Source organism: Sulfurimonas sp. hsl 1-7 (assembly GCF_030577135.1).
GTDB lineage: Bacteria > Campylobacterota > Campylobacteria > Campylobacterales > Sulfurimonadaceae > Sulfurimonas > Sulfurimonas microaerophilus.
Genome location: NZ_JAUIRR010000003.1, coordinates 92,854 through 109,281, shown reverse-complemented (window position 1 = coordinate 109,281; position 16,428 = coordinate 92,854). Strand labels below are relative to the sequence as shown.

The 16,428-nt window shown below is 37.8% G+C and carries 15 protein-coding genes; 14 read left to right on the top strand and 1 reads right to left on the bottom strand.

The features are described from left to right. Positions 1-15: 15 nt before the first annotated feature. The gene (locus QWY88_RS07070; RefSeq protein WP_304545537.1) at positions 16-1,287 is read right to left on the bottom strand and encodes a Y-family DNA polymerase; all 1,272 of its coding nucleotides are present in this window, start codon (positions 1,285-1,287) and stop codon (positions 16-18) included. Between the two features lie 102 nt (positions 1,288-1,389). Between QWY88_RS07070 and QWY88_RS07065 the strand changes: the two genes are divergently transcribed. The 14 genes from QWY88_RS07065 (at position 1,390) to QWY88_RS07000 (ending at position 16,419) form a co-directional block, all read left to right on the top strand. Further along, positions 1,390-1,857: a hypothetical protein gene (locus QWY88_RS07065; RefSeq protein WP_304545534.1), complete on the top strand. Its 468-nt coding sequence runs from the start codon at positions 1,390-1,392 to the stop codon at positions 1,855-1,857. Continuing rightward, positions 1,857-2,741, top strand: a complete 885-nt coding sequence (gene nfo / locus QWY88_RS07060) for a deoxyribonuclease IV (protein WP_304545532.1) — start codon at positions 1,857-1,859, stop codon at positions 2,739-2,741. Before QWY88_RS07065 ends, nfo begins: the two co-directional genes overlap by 1 nt. A gap of 53 nt (positions 2,742-2,794) precedes the next feature. Continuing rightward, positions 2,795-3,973, top strand: a complete 1,179-nt coding sequence (locus QWY88_RS07055; RefSeq protein WP_304545529.1) for an OmpP1/FadL family transporter — start codon at positions 2,795-2,797, stop codon at positions 3,971-3,973. 8 nt (positions 3,974-3,981) lie between these two features. Next, positions 3,982-5,718 carry an ATP-binding protein gene (locus tag QWY88_RS07050; RefSeq protein ID WP_304545527.1) on the top strand — a complete coding sequence of 579 codons (1,737 nt, stop codon included), beginning with the start codon at positions 3,982-3,984 and terminating at the stop codon, positions 5,716-5,718. Positions 5,719-5,792: 74 nt separating this feature from the next. Then, the gene (locus QWY88_RS07045) at positions 5,793-6,416 is read left to right on the top strand and encodes a Crp/Fnr family transcriptional regulator (RefSeq protein WP_304545525.1); all 624 of its coding nucleotides are present in this window, start codon (positions 5,793-5,795) and stop codon (positions 6,414-6,416) included. Positions 6,417-6,486: 70 nt separating this feature from the next. Further along, on the top strand, positions 6,487-8,871 hold the full coding sequence (locus QWY88_RS07040; RefSeq protein WP_304545524.1) for an efflux RND transporter permease subunit: 2,385 nt from the start codon (positions 6,487-6,489) through the stop codon (positions 8,869-8,871). Then, positions 8,868-9,650, top strand: a complete 783-nt coding sequence (locus tag QWY88_RS07035; RefSeq protein WP_304545522.1) for an outer membrane lipoprotein-sorting protein — start codon at positions 8,868-8,870, stop codon at positions 9,648-9,650. Before QWY88_RS07040 ends, QWY88_RS07035 begins: the two co-directional genes overlap by 4 nt. Beyond that, a complete protein-coding gene (locus QWY88_RS07030) occupies positions 9,651-10,940 on the top strand; it encodes a DUF1302 family protein (protein WP_304545520.1) in 1,290 nt (429 codons plus the stop codon). A 265-nt stretch (positions 10,941-11,205) separates the two neighbouring features. Continuing rightward, positions 11,206-11,595, top strand: a complete 390-nt coding sequence (locus tag QWY88_RS07025) for an NAD(P)H-quinone oxidoreductase subunit 3 (protein WP_193113293.1) — start codon at positions 11,206-11,208, stop codon at positions 11,593-11,595. After that, the gene (locus tag QWY88_RS07020) at positions 11,577-12,086 is read left to right on the top strand and encodes a NuoB/complex I 20 kDa subunit family protein (protein WP_304545517.1); all 510 of its coding nucleotides are present in this window, start codon (positions 11,577-11,579) and stop codon (positions 12,084-12,086) included. Before QWY88_RS07025 ends, QWY88_RS07020 begins: the two co-directional genes overlap by 19 nt. Next, a complete protein-coding gene (locus QWY88_RS07015; RefSeq protein WP_304545516.1) occupies positions 12,086-12,892 on the top strand; it encodes an NADH-quinone oxidoreductase subunit C in 807 nt (268 codons plus the stop codon). Before QWY88_RS07020 ends, QWY88_RS07015 begins: the two co-directional genes overlap by 1 nt. A gap of 12 nt (positions 12,893-12,904) precedes the next feature. Beyond that, on the top strand, positions 12,905-14,146 hold the full coding sequence (gene nuoD / locus QWY88_RS07010) for an NADH dehydrogenase (quinone) subunit D (RefSeq protein WP_304545514.1): 1,242 nt from the start codon (positions 12,905-12,907) through the stop codon (positions 14,144-14,146). Next, positions 14,146-14,373: an NADH-ubiquinone oxidoreductase subunit E family protein gene (locus QWY88_RS07005; RefSeq protein WP_193113289.1), complete on the top strand. Its 228-nt coding sequence runs from the start codon at positions 14,146-14,148 to the stop codon at positions 14,371-14,373. Before nuoD ends, QWY88_RS07005 begins: the two co-directional genes overlap by 1 nt. A gap of 9 nt (positions 14,374-14,382) precedes the next feature. Then, the gene (locus QWY88_RS07000) at positions 14,383-16,419 is read left to right on the top strand and encodes an FAD-dependent oxidoreductase (RefSeq protein ID WP_304545510.1); all 2,037 of its coding nucleotides are present in this window, start codon (positions 14,383-14,385) and stop codon (positions 16,417-16,419) included. The last annotated feature ends 9 nt before the right edge of the window (positions 16,420-16,428 follow it).

Genomic DNA, 16,428 nt, shown 5'->3' with positions numbered 1-16,428 from the left:
AAGAAATCTATATTTTTACAGTTCACTGCCCCATTTTATAGCATCCAGTCCATACTTCTCCCGTAAAACCTGAGAGGAACGTGTAAGTTTATGCATCTTTTGTTCATCATCAAAACCTATGAGTGAGAGCTCTTTTTTTGAGTGTTTCGTAAAACTGCCCGCTTGGATACTGAGTCTGATCACACGTAATCGTTTCTGTGTATCTGCTTCATTAAAGAGTTCTACACAGATGCGATCAAATTTTTTGTCTGTGAACACTTCCGCCATTGAAAGGCTTGCACGAGTTTTTTTGTTAAGCTCATAAGCAATAGAGAGATGAAATACGGTGGGAATAACATCAAGTTTCATAATCGCAAAACTTAGATGCCTTGCCAAGATATGGATCCTTCTTCGCAACTCTTCTCTGTCAAACAGCGGTTCAATAGTGCGTGAGATCCCGATCGATTTTCTCTCCCTCTTTGTCTGTATGGGAGCATCGACCTCTCCGTTTACACGTTTATAGAGCTCTTTGGCATAAGGTCCCCAGGATTCTAAAGTACCTCTTCTTTGTCGCAGTTCTCCGAGTGTATGGATCTGTACGGCGTGAAGTTTTTCTCTCATGCTTCTTCCCACTCCTGCAAAATCTTCTACCTTTATGGGGTTTACAAACTGATCAAAATCCCAAGGGTAGATCGTTTTTGAACCAAAAGGTTTTGCATAGGTTGTAGCGAGTTTTGCAATATATCTGGTTTTCGCGGCACCTATCGAGACGGGAAGTTTTATATCTTTTTTTATCTCATGACGCAGTGTGTCTATAAACTGAGGGACATCCTCATCTTCGATCCATCCACCGAGATCTCCGTAAAACTCATCTATGCTCGCTTGTTCGATCAGCGGGATTTTGAGGTTAAGATATTCATGGAGTTTATGGGAAAGCTCCTGATACAAACTCATATTGGGTGCTTTGATAATAAGATGGGGGCAGAGTTGCAGAGCATCTTCTATGCGCATTGCTGTTTTAACACCGTATGCACGTGCTTCATAACTTGATGTTGTAAGTATACCGCGAACCTTACCGTCACTGTCCCTAAAAGCATCAAGGTCATCATCTTTTTCCTCATACGCTTTAAAAAATGTCGGAACAAAACTGCCGCTGTTTGCAAAGTTTACGGTTTGATTTTTTGCTTCGGTATTAAATATTTTGGTATCACTGCGTCCACCGATAGCTACGGCTTTGTGTTCAAGGCTTGGATCAATGGTGCGGATGGCACTGACAAAAAAGCAGTCTATATCTATATGGATCTTCATAAATAGAATAATATGAAAAAAAAAGGGTAACTTTTTGTTTTATGTCAATTTGCAAAAATTTTACTATAATTTGGAAAAATTTCTTTGGAAGTACACTATTTTATGAAATATCTACTTATCTTTTTAGTTCTCTTTTTCAGTGCCTGTAGTGTTAAACAACTTGAAAAAAGTTCTAAAATGGTTGTTTTTAAAACGAAAAATATCCGCTTTTCCGATCTCGGGTATATAGGTCAGGGAAAAGAGAGCGTGGAGATCGATCTCTACGTTGTGGGTAAAGCGTTTAAAAAGATCTCTATTGACGGTATGATATGTATCGACGGGGAAGGGTGTATGAGAAAGTCCTCTTTTAATGAGGAGTATCTCTCATCGGCATACCCGGATGATCTCCTTAAAAATGTTTTTTTAGGCGAGCCGATTTTTGATAAAAAAAATTTGATTAAAACAGATATTGGATTTGTGCAAATTATTCAAAGCAGCGGTGTAGATATTGTATATAAAGTGGAGTTAGATGAAATCTATTTCAAAGACAGAAAAAACAAAATATTTATAAAGATAAAGGATGTAAACTAATGGCGAAATTTGTAGGGGCACATACGAGTGCAAGCGGCGGAGTTTTTAATGCAATCACAAATGCACAGGAGATAGGGGCAAAAGCATTTGCACTTTTTACAAAAAATCAAAAAAGATGGGATGCTAAACCTTTTGATGCTAAGACGTTAGATACTTGGTTTAAAACTTTAGAAGCATCTGGAATCCAGCCAAAACATATATTGCCTCACGATTCATACCTGATTAATCTCGGACATCCCGAAGAGGAAAAACTCCAAAAAAGTCGTACAGCTTTCATAGACGAATTACAGCGTTGTGAGATTTTAGGACTTGATAGATTAAACTTTCACCCGGGAAGCCATCTCGTAAAACTCTCTGCTAAAGAGAAAAAAGACCCAGAGTATGTAGAAAAAGTGGAAAATGAGTGTCTGGATGTGATCGCAGAATCTATCAACATCGCACTTGACAAAACAAGCGGTGTAAAAGCGGTGATCGAAAACACGGCCGGACAGGGGACAAACCTGGGGTATAAGTTTGAGCATCTAGCGCGTATTATCGAGAAAGTTGAAGATAAGAGCCGTGTGGGTGTTTGTATTGACACTTGTCATATGTTCACAGCAGGGTATGACATCAGAACTCGCGAAGCGTACGATAAAACTTGGGGTGATTTTGACAAAATTGTAGGAAGAGAATATTTAAGCGGTATGCACATTAACGATTCGAAGCCGCCGCTTGGAAGCCGTGTTGACAGACACCACTCTTTAGGTCAAGGGGAGATAGGTCTTGATGCATTTAGATTTATCATGAATGATGAGAGAATGGATGACATTCCACTTGTTCTTGAAACGATTGATGAATCTATCTGGAAAGATGAGATCGCACTTTTATACTCTTTTATTGATTAAGGTTGATTTTTGTAATATAAGTTAAAACAATACAAAAAAAGGACTATAAGTAGATGAAAAAAGTGGGATTATTGTTAATTATTACAGCAACGGCACTTATGGCAGGTGGGTATAAAATACCTGAGACTTCTTCAAATGCAGTAGCATTAGGAGCTGCAAATATAGCTCACAATCATGAGAATGCAGATGCTTCATATTACAATCCGGCAAAGATGGTCTTTATGAAAGATACAAATAATCTTGAAGTCAACCTTATGTATATCGGACTTGATAAAGTGAAGTATGATGGTACTGTAAGTGGCACTGGACCATATAGTTTAGAATCTACAAAAGAGAATTTTTTAATACCTTCATTGCATTATGTATCTCCAAAACTTGGAGATAACGGAGCAAGAATCGGTGTAAGTGTTGTAGTCCCCGGCGGACTCTCAAAAAGATGGCAGAGCGCTCCTGCAAAGAATTTTGCCGAAGAGTTTACATTGGAGATTGTAGAAATAAATCCGACAGTAGCATTTGAAGTAACTGACAAGTTGGGATTTGCCGCCGGTTTTAGAGTTATAGATACAAAAGGTGTAGTGAATAACGCGTATTATGACATGGAAGGTGATAGTACAGATTATGGATATAATCTTGCATTGGCGTATCAGCCTACATCAGATTTAGAATTGGGTGTAACGTATCGCTCAAACATAAACCTTAATGTGAACGGAAATACGACAAGAATTCTTACTGTCAATAACGGAGGTGTAGATGTGAGTGTACCGCTGCCGGCAGCTTTTAGTATCGCAGCTGCATATACATTGCCGAGTGCTACAACAATTGAGGTTGTATATGAAAAAACTTTCTGGTCTGCATACAACTCTTTAGACTTTAGTTTTGAAGATCCTACGGCTAATGTTGTCTTTGGAGATTCGATAGAGAAAGATTGGAAAGATACAAATACTTTTCGTGTAGGTGTTACTCAAGAGTTAACTGATTTGACTATAATGGCAGGTTTAGTAATAGACCAGACACCGGCTCCTGAAAAAACATTAGGTTTTGAACTTCCCGATACAGATACTACATCAGTAGCCTTAGGGGGAAGATATAGAATAAATGAAACTTTTGATTTTGGAGTTTCTGCACTATACTCTATGCATAAAAACAGAACAGTGCAAAATGATGACCTTGACGGTGAATTTACCGAAGGAAATGTTATACTTATCTCAGCAGGACTGGGATATAAATTTTAAGGATATTTTTGAAAATACTAGCAGACTTTTTAAACACACAAGATGTCGAAAAGAGTGGGATATATATACATCTCAAATGTAGTGTAGAGGAAGCAAAAATGCTTCGTTACGTGGTAAAAAAATATGTTGAAGGGCAAGACGACGTCTTGGTTTTTCAACTTTTACAAGATCTTTACACACATACAAACTATGAATATTTGGACAACTTACAGTCTGTCAAAAACTTACTGGAACTAGGATGGCTGCACCAGCAAAGTTTTACTCCGATCAAGATTGCAGACGTGACACCGTTAGAGTTGTTAAACGGTGCAGTGGGTCTTACATCTTCATTTTTTAAACTGCTACAAGACGGCTCACTTGATCTTGATCTTCCGGAAGTAAAACCGTATGCCGATCATCTTGAGTATCTCCAAGATCAGTTTTTTAGAATCGAGCTCTATCAAAAGATGAGTGTGATTCGTCAAAATGTGCACGAACACTCTGTAGGGATTGACAGACTTCAAAACAAACTGCAGCTTTTAGAGAAAAGGATAGAGGAGAGAGTTTCACAAACAGATGAGGAACTTGTACTTGACCGCTTTTTTAAACAAAAGAAGATGAACAACTATGAGCAGGTGATCTTTATTGCCCTGTTACGTGAAGAGTACAGCTCAACAGATATTTCGCTTCGTGAGATGAATACACTTATTGATCTTATCTCTTTAGATGAGTATGAGCGTATTAAAAACCGTTCACTTTTAGAAGACGGTTCAAACTTGATTGAGAACAACATCATTGATTATGAAGAGATGCTCAATCCTTTTGGTGGTATTTCACGTGCATTTTACATTGTTGATGAGGTACTTCAAAGTATCATCCATCCTCAAAAAACAAAAAAAGTAACTCGTTTGAAGCTCAATGCTTTGATCGAAGAACAAGATATTTTTGAGCTTGTTGAACCGGATACATCGCTAGAGGATGTTGTTTTAAATATAAAGACAAGAGAAACTCTAGAAAATCTGATGAAACAGGTTGACAAAGAGGTGGTAGCCCGTTTAGTCAAATGGGGTATTAAAAATAAAAAGTCAGGGATAGATGCACGTATAATTTTCTATGGAGCGGCAGGGACCGGAAAAACTATGACGGCATACTCTTTGGCAAAGTCGTTAAAGAGACAAGTACTTGCTTTTGATTGTTCAAAGATCCTCTCTATGTATGTGGGTGAAAGTGAAAAAAATGTACGTAAAATTTTCGATACTTTTTATGAGCTTACTGAAAAAACAAAAACAGAACCTATCTTACTTTTAAATGAAGCGGACCAGTTTTTAGGAGCGCGTAGCAGCGGAAACATAACAGGTTCTGATCAGATGCATAATCAGATGCAAAATATCTTTTTAGAGCAGATTGAAAACTTTAGAGGGATGCTAATCGCAACTACAAACTTACTCGAAAATATAGATGTGGCATTCTCAAGAAGATTTAACTACAAGATCGAGTTTAAAAAGCCTGACTTTGAACAACGTATTGAGTTATGGGAGAAGATGCTGCCGGCAGAAGCACCGTATGAAGAGGATTTTGATAAAACAAAACTTGCAGAGTATTCGTTAACGGGCGGACAGATTAACCTTATCATTAAAAATACAGCGTATAAAGTTGCAGTAAAAGATGAACCTGTCTTTTTAATGCATGATTTTATCACTGAGATAGAGCGTGAAAAAAGCGGTAGTTTTGATAACGAAAAATCTATGGGGTTTTTAAATAAGTAACAATATATCAACATATATTGATGTATTTGTTTTTTTTAGATAAACTTTTGTATCGTTAGGATACGGGGTGCTGTTTGGATAAAAGATCAGAAGCTTCATTTGCAAAATATAAAGAGTTTATTCAAAGATATATCTCTGTAAATATTTTAGAGTGGAAGATATTTACCTCCAAACTCTCAATAAAAAAGTTTAAAAAAAATGAGACAATCCTCTACCAAGGGGACGTTTGCAAAGAACTCTACTTTATTAACAGCGGTTTGGTGAGGGCTTACATCTTAGATGAAAACGGTAAAGACTTTACATGGACTATCTTCTTTAATGATCAAAACTCCCATGTGACCAATCTTTTTGTAGTTGATTATCAAAGTTTTCTTGAACAAAAGCCTGCAACTATTTACATAGAAGCATTAGAGGATACAGAACTTGTTTGTGTCTCTTACAAAGATGTAGAGTTTTTATATAACAACTTTAAAAAGTGGGAACGTTTTGGACGTTTAATGTCTGAAGCTGCATACAGATATCTCCATAAGCAAACTATTGAACGTCAGTGTAAAAGTGCCGATGAGAGATTTTTACTGTTTATGGATGAGACACCACACCTTTTAGAAAAAGTTCCACAGTACCACATTGCAACTTTACTTGGGATCACCCCGCAACATCTTAGCCGTTTAAAAAAGAGAATTAACATAGGTGAATGATTAAAATTTTGTAATTGAGTAAGATATTGCAAAATCAAAACATTAGATTAAATTAGACAAGGAGAAAAGAGTGCATCATAAATTAGAAAAGATGCTTGGAAAATTTGGAGAGTTTATAGGAAAACACCCTTTTATAGTGTTGTTATTTTCACTATTGGTAATAGCTTTTCCAATCTCAAATGTTCCAAAGATCACTATGGATACGTCAACGGAAGGGTTTTTACATGAAGAGGACCCGATGCTCATCAAATATGAAGCTTTTAAAGAGCAGTTTGGTAGGGATGAGAGAATATTAATCGCTATAGAAAACGATAAAGTTTTTTCTGTAGAGTTTTTAACAAAACTCAAAAAGCTTCATAAAGATTTAGAAGATAATGTTCCATACCTCGATGAGGTGACTTCACTCGTAAATGTAAGAAATACACGAGGTGAAGCTGATCAGCTGATCGTTGAAGATTTACTTGAAAACTTTCCTCAAACACAAGCAGATGCACAGAAGATAAAAACGATTGCCATGGCAAACGAGTTTTACAAAGATCTGCTTTTATCACGTGACGGAAAAATCACAACGATTATGATCGAAACAAAAGCGTTTATCTCTGACGAAAAAGAGAATATAGACGATATGTTTAGTGAGTTTGATGAAGCCCCTGCACAAGATGTGGTAAAAACTCCTTTAACAGATACACAAAATGCCGAGATCGTACGAAAAGTAAGAGAGATTGTAAATAAATATTCCGATGATGATTTTAAGATCTACTACGCAGGAAGTGCGAGTGTAATGGATGCTCTGAAATCTATGATGAAAGAGGATATGCAGAAGTTTACACGTGTGACGATTTTAATTATTTTAGTATTTCTGTTTTTAATTTTCAGACGTGTAAGTGCAACGTTTTATCCCCTTGTCGTGATCATCTTATCACTTCTTACAACTGTCGGAACGATGGCATACTTCGGCGTAGCGTTTAAACTTCCGACTCAGATAGTTCCTTCACTTTTAATTGCGGTGAGTGTCGGTGCAACGGTGCATGTACTTTCGATCTTTTTTGACAAGTTTAATGCGAGTAAAGATAAAAAGGGTGCCATCGCTTTTACGCTGGAGCACTCGGGTCTTGCTATTGCTATGACGGGGCTTACAACTGCAGTTGGAATCGCATCGTTTGCGGGGAGTGAAGTTGCACCTATTTCCGATATGGGTAAATTTGCTTCACTAGGTGTACTTATATCGCTGTTTTTAACACTTACGCTTTTACCGGCGCTTTTAATGATTACCCCAATGAAGCCAAAAGAGATTAAAGAGAACCATTGGTTAGACAATCTAATGAAAAAGTTTGCATACTTTCCGACACACCATCCAAAATCTGTTGTAGTTGTGAGTATATCGTTAGTAGTGCTTTCAATCGCGCTAGCTACAAATATAAAACTCTCTCACTACCCTTTAGAGTGGTTTCCAAAAGATGATCCAAACTATGTTGGTACTCACTATATCGACGACAATTTAAACGGCTCGTTGACAGTTGAAGTGGTAGTTGATACAAAAGAGCAAAACGGCTGGCAGAACCCAGAGAGACTCCAAAAGCTAGATAACCTTAACAAAGAGCTTGCAGAGTATGATGACGGCAAAACATATATAGGAAAAGTGGTCTCACTCGATACGATCGTAAAAGAGAGCAATAAAGCGCTTCACGAAAACAATGAATCACTTTACACAATCCCATCAGATCAAGCTTTACTCTCTCAAGAGCTGCTGCTTTTTGAAAATAGCGGCAGTGACGATCTTGAAGATGTTGTTGATTCCCAGTTTTCAAAACTACGAGTTACCGTGAAGGTGCCTTGGGTTGACTCTATAGAGAGTGAAGATATGCTCGCTCACGTTCAAACAAGATTTGAAGAGACATTCAAAGATGAAGAGGTTACGGTAACGGGGATTATCCCTATCTTAGTGCATACTTTTACACAGGCAATCCGCTCATCGGTAGAGAGTTACATTATCGCTTTTACGCTGATCGCAATTCTTATGATGTTTATTATGGGGGATGCGCGTCTTGGACTTATCTCTATGATACCAAATTTATCTCCTGTAATTGTGGGGCTTAGTTTAATGTACATCTACCATATCCCTCTTGATATGTTTACCCTTTTAATCGGCTCGATTGCTATCGGACTTGCAGTGGATGATACCATTCACTTTATGCACAACTTCAAGCGTTACTATCTCAGAAGCGGTGATGCAATTGTAGCGGTTGAGAACACTTTTTTCACAACGGGTAAAGCGTTAGTGATTACAACTATAGTACTTTCACTTGGATTTTATGCGTATATGTTTGGAAATATGGAAAGTGTACAAAACTTTGGATTTTTAACGGGAAGTGTTATTATCTTAGCACTTATTGCCGACTTATTGTTAGCTCCGGCACTGATGGTTCTAATTGCAAAAAGAGGATGGATAAAATGATCAAAAAGATATGTTTAGTTACGTTATTGGGGTTTGGGAGTTTCATTCAAGCGAATGAAGCAAGAGATATCGCTCAAAAAGTTTATGACAGAGATGACGGTAAAACTATCATCCAAGATATGAAGATGATACTTATCGATAAAAATAACAATCAAAGAATCAGAGAGATCAAAACATTCGGAAAAGATTTCGGCAAAGATGACTACAGAATCATGTTTTTTAAATCTCCTGCAGATGTAAAAGATACTGCATTTTTAACGTATGATTATGATGATGCAAGCAAAGATGATGATCAGTGGCTCTATCTTCCGGCACTTAAAAAAGTAAAAAGAATTCCGACAAGCGATAAAAGTTCAAGTTTTATGGGGAGTGATTTCTCATACTACGACATGACAAAAAGAAGCGTAGATGATTACACATACAAAATTATGAAACATACACAAGTACGCGGACATGACACAACTATGCTTGAATCGCTTCCTGTGAATGAAGATGTGATTGAAGAATCGGGTTATGTAAAAACTATAGGTTTAGTGCGAGAAGATATAGATATGGTGGTTCGTTCAATCGGTTTTATGAAAAACGGAGATAGAAAATATCTTGATGTGACTAAGATGCATAAACAAGAGGGTATATGGGTAGTTGATGAGATGGTAATGACAACAAAGCAGGGCAAAGCTACTCTTCACAAAACAATCTTGCAGTTTGAGAATATCAAAGTGAACAAGCCGATCGATGATGATGTATTTACTACTAGAAGACTCGAAAAAGGACTCTAGTTGTTAGGGCGTTTTTTTCTTTTATCTCTACTGGTAACTACATTGGCTGTTGCAGATGATGCCGATGCTTTTATGGATGGGTTTGATGAAGAACCTCTTAGCATGGTAGTACAACCTCAAAAAGAGGAGAGTAGATTCTCTTTATCAGATTACGGCATTGAAGGAAAATTCAAACAGGAGTTTGCCTACAGTTATCAAAATGATGCCCCACACGACAGATTCTCTTCTCTAAGAACATCTTTGTTCCTTGAGTATAACAGAGATCTTTGGAAGAGCTTTAAATTTAAAATCAACGGAAACGGATTTTACGATCTCTCTTACAAAATGAAAGGGGAAGAGGAGTTTACAAAAGAGGAGCTAAATGCTCTGCAAAGTGAAGTTGAACTTTTTGATGCCTATATCCAAGGCTCGATTACTGATGATCTTGATATAAAACTTGGACGTCAGGTGATAGTGTGGGGGAAAAGTGATACTATCCGCGTAGTTGATGTACTTAATCCTTTAGATAATCGTCGTCCCGGTATGGTAGATATTGAAGACCTTCGTCTAAGTACGACGATGGCAAAGTTTGATTACTATTATGACAACTGGGATATTGCACCGGTTATCATACTTGAACAGCGCGAAGATAAAAATCCCCCGTTTGGTGGAGATTTTAATCCGTCACCTGTCAAACAGCCTTTACAGAAAAAGCCGAATGATGTAACGTATGCTCTAAATATTTCCGGAGAGTTTACAGGGTTTGATTTAGATTTTTATTATGCAAATATCTACCCGAATTTCGAGTTTTATCCAAGAACAGATGTTAATATTGAAAGTAAGATCAATATGTACGGTGCAGCTATCGCTTATGTATATGGAAGCTTGCTTGTTAAAGGAGAAGCGGCATATATGCAAAACTATAAGTTTTTGCAAACGGGAGATGAAAAGTTTGACAGACTTGATATGTTGCTAGGTTTTGAATATAACGGAATTGCAGATACAACGGTGAGTCTAGACCTTGCCAACAAACGGTTTGTAAATACGAATTCGTTTAAAAAAGATAACTATCAAGGAGCTTTTCGAATTACATCCGACTTTAAAAATGCAACGGTGCACCTTAACTACTTAGTAAGTGCATTTGGAGATACGTTTGATGGGGGTGGATATCAAAGAGCTTGGATCGAATATGATGCTTCAGATAGTATCAAAACTACTTTAGGTGTAGTGGACTACCTTAAAGGAAATAGCTTTTTTGATGCCATAAGTGATAACGATATGCTTTTTTATGATATTTCATACAGTTTTTAGCGGGTTTGTCACAAAAGTATTACTAAACTACACACAATCTTTCACTACAATTTTTTCAGTGTTGCAAATCGTGACACTGAAAATTTCTTTTTTTCATAAAAACTTTTTTTAATACTCTTTTTGATATAGTGCAGTAACTGTTTTTTCTAACTCTAAAGAGCATTTTATTTTAATAACATAAAGTGTTTTTAGAGGTTGGAAAACAAATATATAAACAAGGGTTACATTCTTAGGGGTAACTTCTTATTTAAAAAAGGTAGGTTATATGGAGCATATTAGTACTGCAAATCCGTATTTTGGGGTATTTGTACTTTTTGTTATAACATTTGGTGCTTTTATTGCAACGACTACAATCGCAAGACTTGCGAGTCGTGCATTAGCTGCTAAAGACACTGAAAAAATTAAACTTTCGGTTTATGAATGTGGGCCTGAGGTAACGAAACAACCAAACAGAGTTTCACCTCAGTTTTATCTATTTGCACTTTTGTTTTTACTATTTGATGTAGAGATAGTATTTATGTTTCCTTGGGCTGTAGATTTTAAAGTACTTGGATGGTTTGGATTTGCTGAGATGATTATGTTCATCCTATTATTAGCAATAGGTTTCGTTTATGCATGGAAAAAAGGAGCGCTAGAATGGCACAACATAAAGTAAATTATACACAAGACGGTGGATTGCCGGTAGCACTTACATCGATCGACAAAGTGGTAAACTGGGGTCGTTCGAACTCAATTTGGGCATTGACTTATGGTCTTGCTTGTTGTGGTATTGAGATGATGGCTTCGGGTGCATCACGTTTTGACTTTGACCGTTACGGAACTATTTTCCGTGCATCTCCTCGTCAGGCTGATGTTATGATTGTAGCGGGAACACTTACAAAAAAACACGCTGAGTTTATTAAACGTCTTTATGACCAAATGACTGAGCCTAGATGGGTTATCTCAATGGGTTCATGTGCAAATACTGGTGGTATGTTTAATACTTACGCAACTGTTCAAGGTTGTGACAGAATTATCCCTGTTGATCTTTATCTTCCAGGTTGTGCACCTCGTCCTGAAACACTTCAGTACGGTGTAATGTTATTACAACAAAAGATCCGTGCACAAAAAGCGGGTAAAGCACAAAAAGCTAAAAGGTTAATGTAATGAGAGCGTATACACCAAAAGATGATGTACAAGCAAAAGCTTATTATACAGATAGATATTATGTAGCACCGCAAGTTCCTAAAACTCCAGTTGAAGATGATGCAGTGTTTGCTGCTGATCTTGCAGCTATCAAAGCGAAGTTTGAAGTAAGCGATGCGTATATCCAAGTTGAGCAAATGGTTGTTTATATTCAGCCGCAAGATATTTACGGTGTACTTGAACTTATGAGAGACGAGTTAGAATATACTCAACTTTCAGAGTTAAGTGCGATCGATTGGTTAGCAAAAGACGGTACTTTCGAGATTTTCTATCAAATGCTTTCTATGACTAAACGTAAACGTATCCGTATCAAGTATTTCATCAAAGAGGGGCAAGCTGTTGACTCTGTTGAAAAACTTTTCCGTTCTGCTGACTGGTCTGAGCGTGAGATGTTCGATATGTTCGGTATCGAAGCTAACGGTCACCCATTCATGAAACGTATCCTTATGCCTTACGACTGGCAAGGTTTCCCACTTCGTAAAACTTACCCGTTAGAGGGTGATGAGTTTGCTGCTTGGTATGAAGTTGATAAAATCTACGGAAAAGAAGCACGCGATATTATCGGGCCTGAACTTCGTGATACTGCAAGAATCGACAGATACGATTCAGAACGTTTTGCACGTCTTGGTTTTGAAGTTCCAAAAGGTACTGAAATCACTGACGATATGGAAAGAACAGTTCAAGAGTATCAAGAAGATGGTGGAGTATTCCTCATCAAAAAATATACAAAAGAGTCATCAAAAGTTATTGATGATCCGCAAAGATAGGGTGGTATAAATATGGCACAAGTAAAAAACAGATTAACACCGTTTTTTGAAAATATTACATTTGACAGAGAAGATAATGAGCTAATCTTAAACTTCGGTCCACAGCACCCGTCTGCTCACGGACAGTTAAGACTTATGCTTCACCTTCAACAAGAGCAAATTACAAAAGCACATCCAGATGTTGGATATCTTCACCGTGGTATGGAGAAGATGGCTGAAAATATGATCTATAACGAGTTTATGCCTACTACTGACCGTATGGATTATATCGCTTCATCTTCAAACAACTACGGTTTTGCACTTGCAGTTGAAAAACTGATCGGACTTGAAGTTCCTCGTCGTGCAAAAGTAATTAGAATGATGCTTTTAGAGATTAACCGTCTTATGTCACACCTTTTCTGGTTAGCAACTACTGCTCTTGATATCGGTGCGATGACTATCTTCTTATTTGCATTCCGTGAAAGAGAATACCTAATGGATATTATCGAGGGATACTGTGGTGCACGTTTAACTCACGCAGCTATTCGTATCGGTGGTGTTCCTTTAGATATCCAAGATGATTTCTTGGCACAACTAAGAACTTTCTTAGACAAACTTCCACAAAACATTAAAGATTACGAAGATCTACTGGATTCTAACCGTATCTGGAGAATGAGAATGGAAGATGTTGGTGTTATCTCAACAGATATGGCACTTTCATGGGGTTGTACAGGTCCAATGTTAAGAGCTTCTGGCGTAGCATGGGATATCCGTAAAGAAGAGCCGTATGAACTTTATGATGAAGTAGAATTTAATGTACCGTTCTCTGACAAGGGTGACAACTTCGCGCGTTATAGAATCTATATGGAAGAGATGAGAGAATCTGCGAAGATCCTTTATCAAACAATAGAGATGTATGAGAGATGTGTTAAAGAGGGACAAACTGAGTTAATGGCTCACGCTCCTAAATATATCTCAGCTCCAAAGCTGGATATCATGACACAAAACTACTCTTTAATGCAGCACTTCGTACTTGTAACTCAAGGTATGAGACCGCCGGTTGGTGAAGTTTATGTTGCTACTGAATCACCAAAAGGTGAACTAGGGTACTACATCAACTCTCAAGGTGGACCGTATCCGTACAGATTAAAACTACGTGCGCCTTCTTTCTGGCATACAGGAATTTTAACTGACCTATTACCTGGTCACTATATTCCGGATGTTGTTTCTATTATTGGTACAACAAATATCGTATTTGGTGAGGTAGATAGATAATGAAAAGATATGATCTAAGACATTTAAAAGATAATTTTGAACCTCGTATGAAAGAGATCTTAGGTGAAACTCACAAACCAAGTGAGACACTTATTTTTCTTTTTGAAATTGGCGACTTTACACCTGTACAAAGAAGTGCAGACTTAGTAAAAGAGTGTGGTTGGGAGTTATACAACTCACTGAAATTCAACGAAGTTGACTGGACTATCGTTGTTAAAAAAGATTAGGAATTTGTTTTGAGCAAAGTATATTTTTCTACTTGGAATGGTGAACTGGTAAACAATGTCGGTAAACCTCAAGAAGAGTGGGAAGAATCAGCTTATAACCTGCCGGCACAGTATGACGATCATAGATCTTCACGTGCATTCATCGGTTGGGACGGTGTTACACTTTTTGATGAAGATGTAGATGTTATCCGCCTGGCGATGGAATACGCAGCTCAGTACCAAGAGTACTCTGAAGCGTGTGGTAGATGTGCACCGGGACGTTGGGGTGGACGTATTTTATACGATCAACTTGATAAAATCGCTCGCGGTGAGGGTGAAGTAGCTGATTTAGACCACTTAAAAGAGATCGGAAAAAGTATGCAGATCACATCTAAATGTGAGATAGGAAAAACTGTTCCAAATCCTATTTTAGATCTGATGACACACTTTGAAGATACTTTCCTTGAGTGTATTAACGAGAAAAAGCCGTCAAAACATTACGATGCAGATGCAAGTTATATCGCAAAAATAACTGCACCTTGTACAGACGCTTGTCCGGCACATGTTGATATTCCTGGATATATTGAAGGTGTAAGAGATTTACGTTTCGATGATTCACTAGAAGCAACTCGTCAAACTATGCCGCTTGCTCACACTTGTGGTCGTGTTTGTCCACACCCTTGTGAAGATGCATGTCGTAGAACAAACCTTGATGAGCCTATCTCTATTATGGCGCTGAAACGTTTAGGTGCTGATTATGAAACTGATCATGGTTTTAATTATTTCCATCCTATGGAGAAAAAAGAATCTATCGGTAAGAAAATTGCAGTTATCGGTGCAGGCCCTGCAGGTTTAACTACAGCATACTATACAGCTGCTGAGGGAATTGAAGTTGATTGTTATGAAGAGCTTCCGGTTCTTGGTGGTGAGGTAACTGTTGGAGTTCCTGAATACCGTATGCCGTGGGATAAGTACGCACAAGATATCGAATGTGTTCGTGATATGGGTGTAAACTTTATCACTAACCGTAAAATTACAGCTGATGATATGCGTAGATTTGAGCAAGAATATGACGCTGTAATGGTAGCAACTGGTACGCGTATCTCTAAAAAAGTTCGTTGTGACAATGAACGTGAAGAGATTAAAGGTTACTGGGGAGCAATCGATTTCCTTGACTGGGTAAACCTGTATGAGAAGTTTGATATTAAAACTCCTAAACATGTCCAAGAGCAGCAATTGCTTCCAACTGATCACGTAGATTTAACTGGTAAAACAGTTGTGTGTGTAGGTGGTGGTTTTACATCTATGGACGTTGTACGTTGTTCAATCCGTGCAGGTGCTAAAAAAGTATATATGATTTATCGCCGTGATGAGAAAACTATTATCCGTAATACTACGTATGAAGAATATCACGAAGCAGTTGAAGAGGGTGTAGAGTTCCTTTTCCACTCTGCGGTAAATAAAATTACAACTGATGAGAATGATGTATTAACTGAACTGTTGATCGATAAGTTTGAATTAGTACCGGATCCTGATGGCGGACGCCCGAATTTAGAAAAAGTTGAAGGTGCGTCGTATACGATTGAAGCAGATTATTTAATCCCTGCAGTTTCTCAATCGGCTGATCTTGATCTTCTTCCTGAAGAGTGGGATATTGAGATGACATCATGGGCTACTATTAAGACTAACGGTAAAGACTATATGACATCTCGTAAAGGTATCTTTGCTTCAGGTGACTGTGAATATGGTCCGATGACTATCGTTAATGCAGTAGGTCAGGCTAAACGTGCAGCATCTGTAATGTCAAGATATGTACAAACTGGTGAGATCACTTTAACAGATGAAGAGATCATGGAAGATCACTTAATGAAGTTAAAAGTGTATGACAAAAACGAGAAAATTACTGGTTGGTTACCGGGATTACCACGTGAGCATGCAGAAGTGCTTGATGTTGATGTGAGAAAAGATAACAACAAAGAGGTAAATCTTGGATTTACTCAAGATCAGGCTTTAACTGAGGCTGAGCGTTGTATGCGTTGTTATTATATCGCTATGGTACAGGCATAAGGGGGCTGA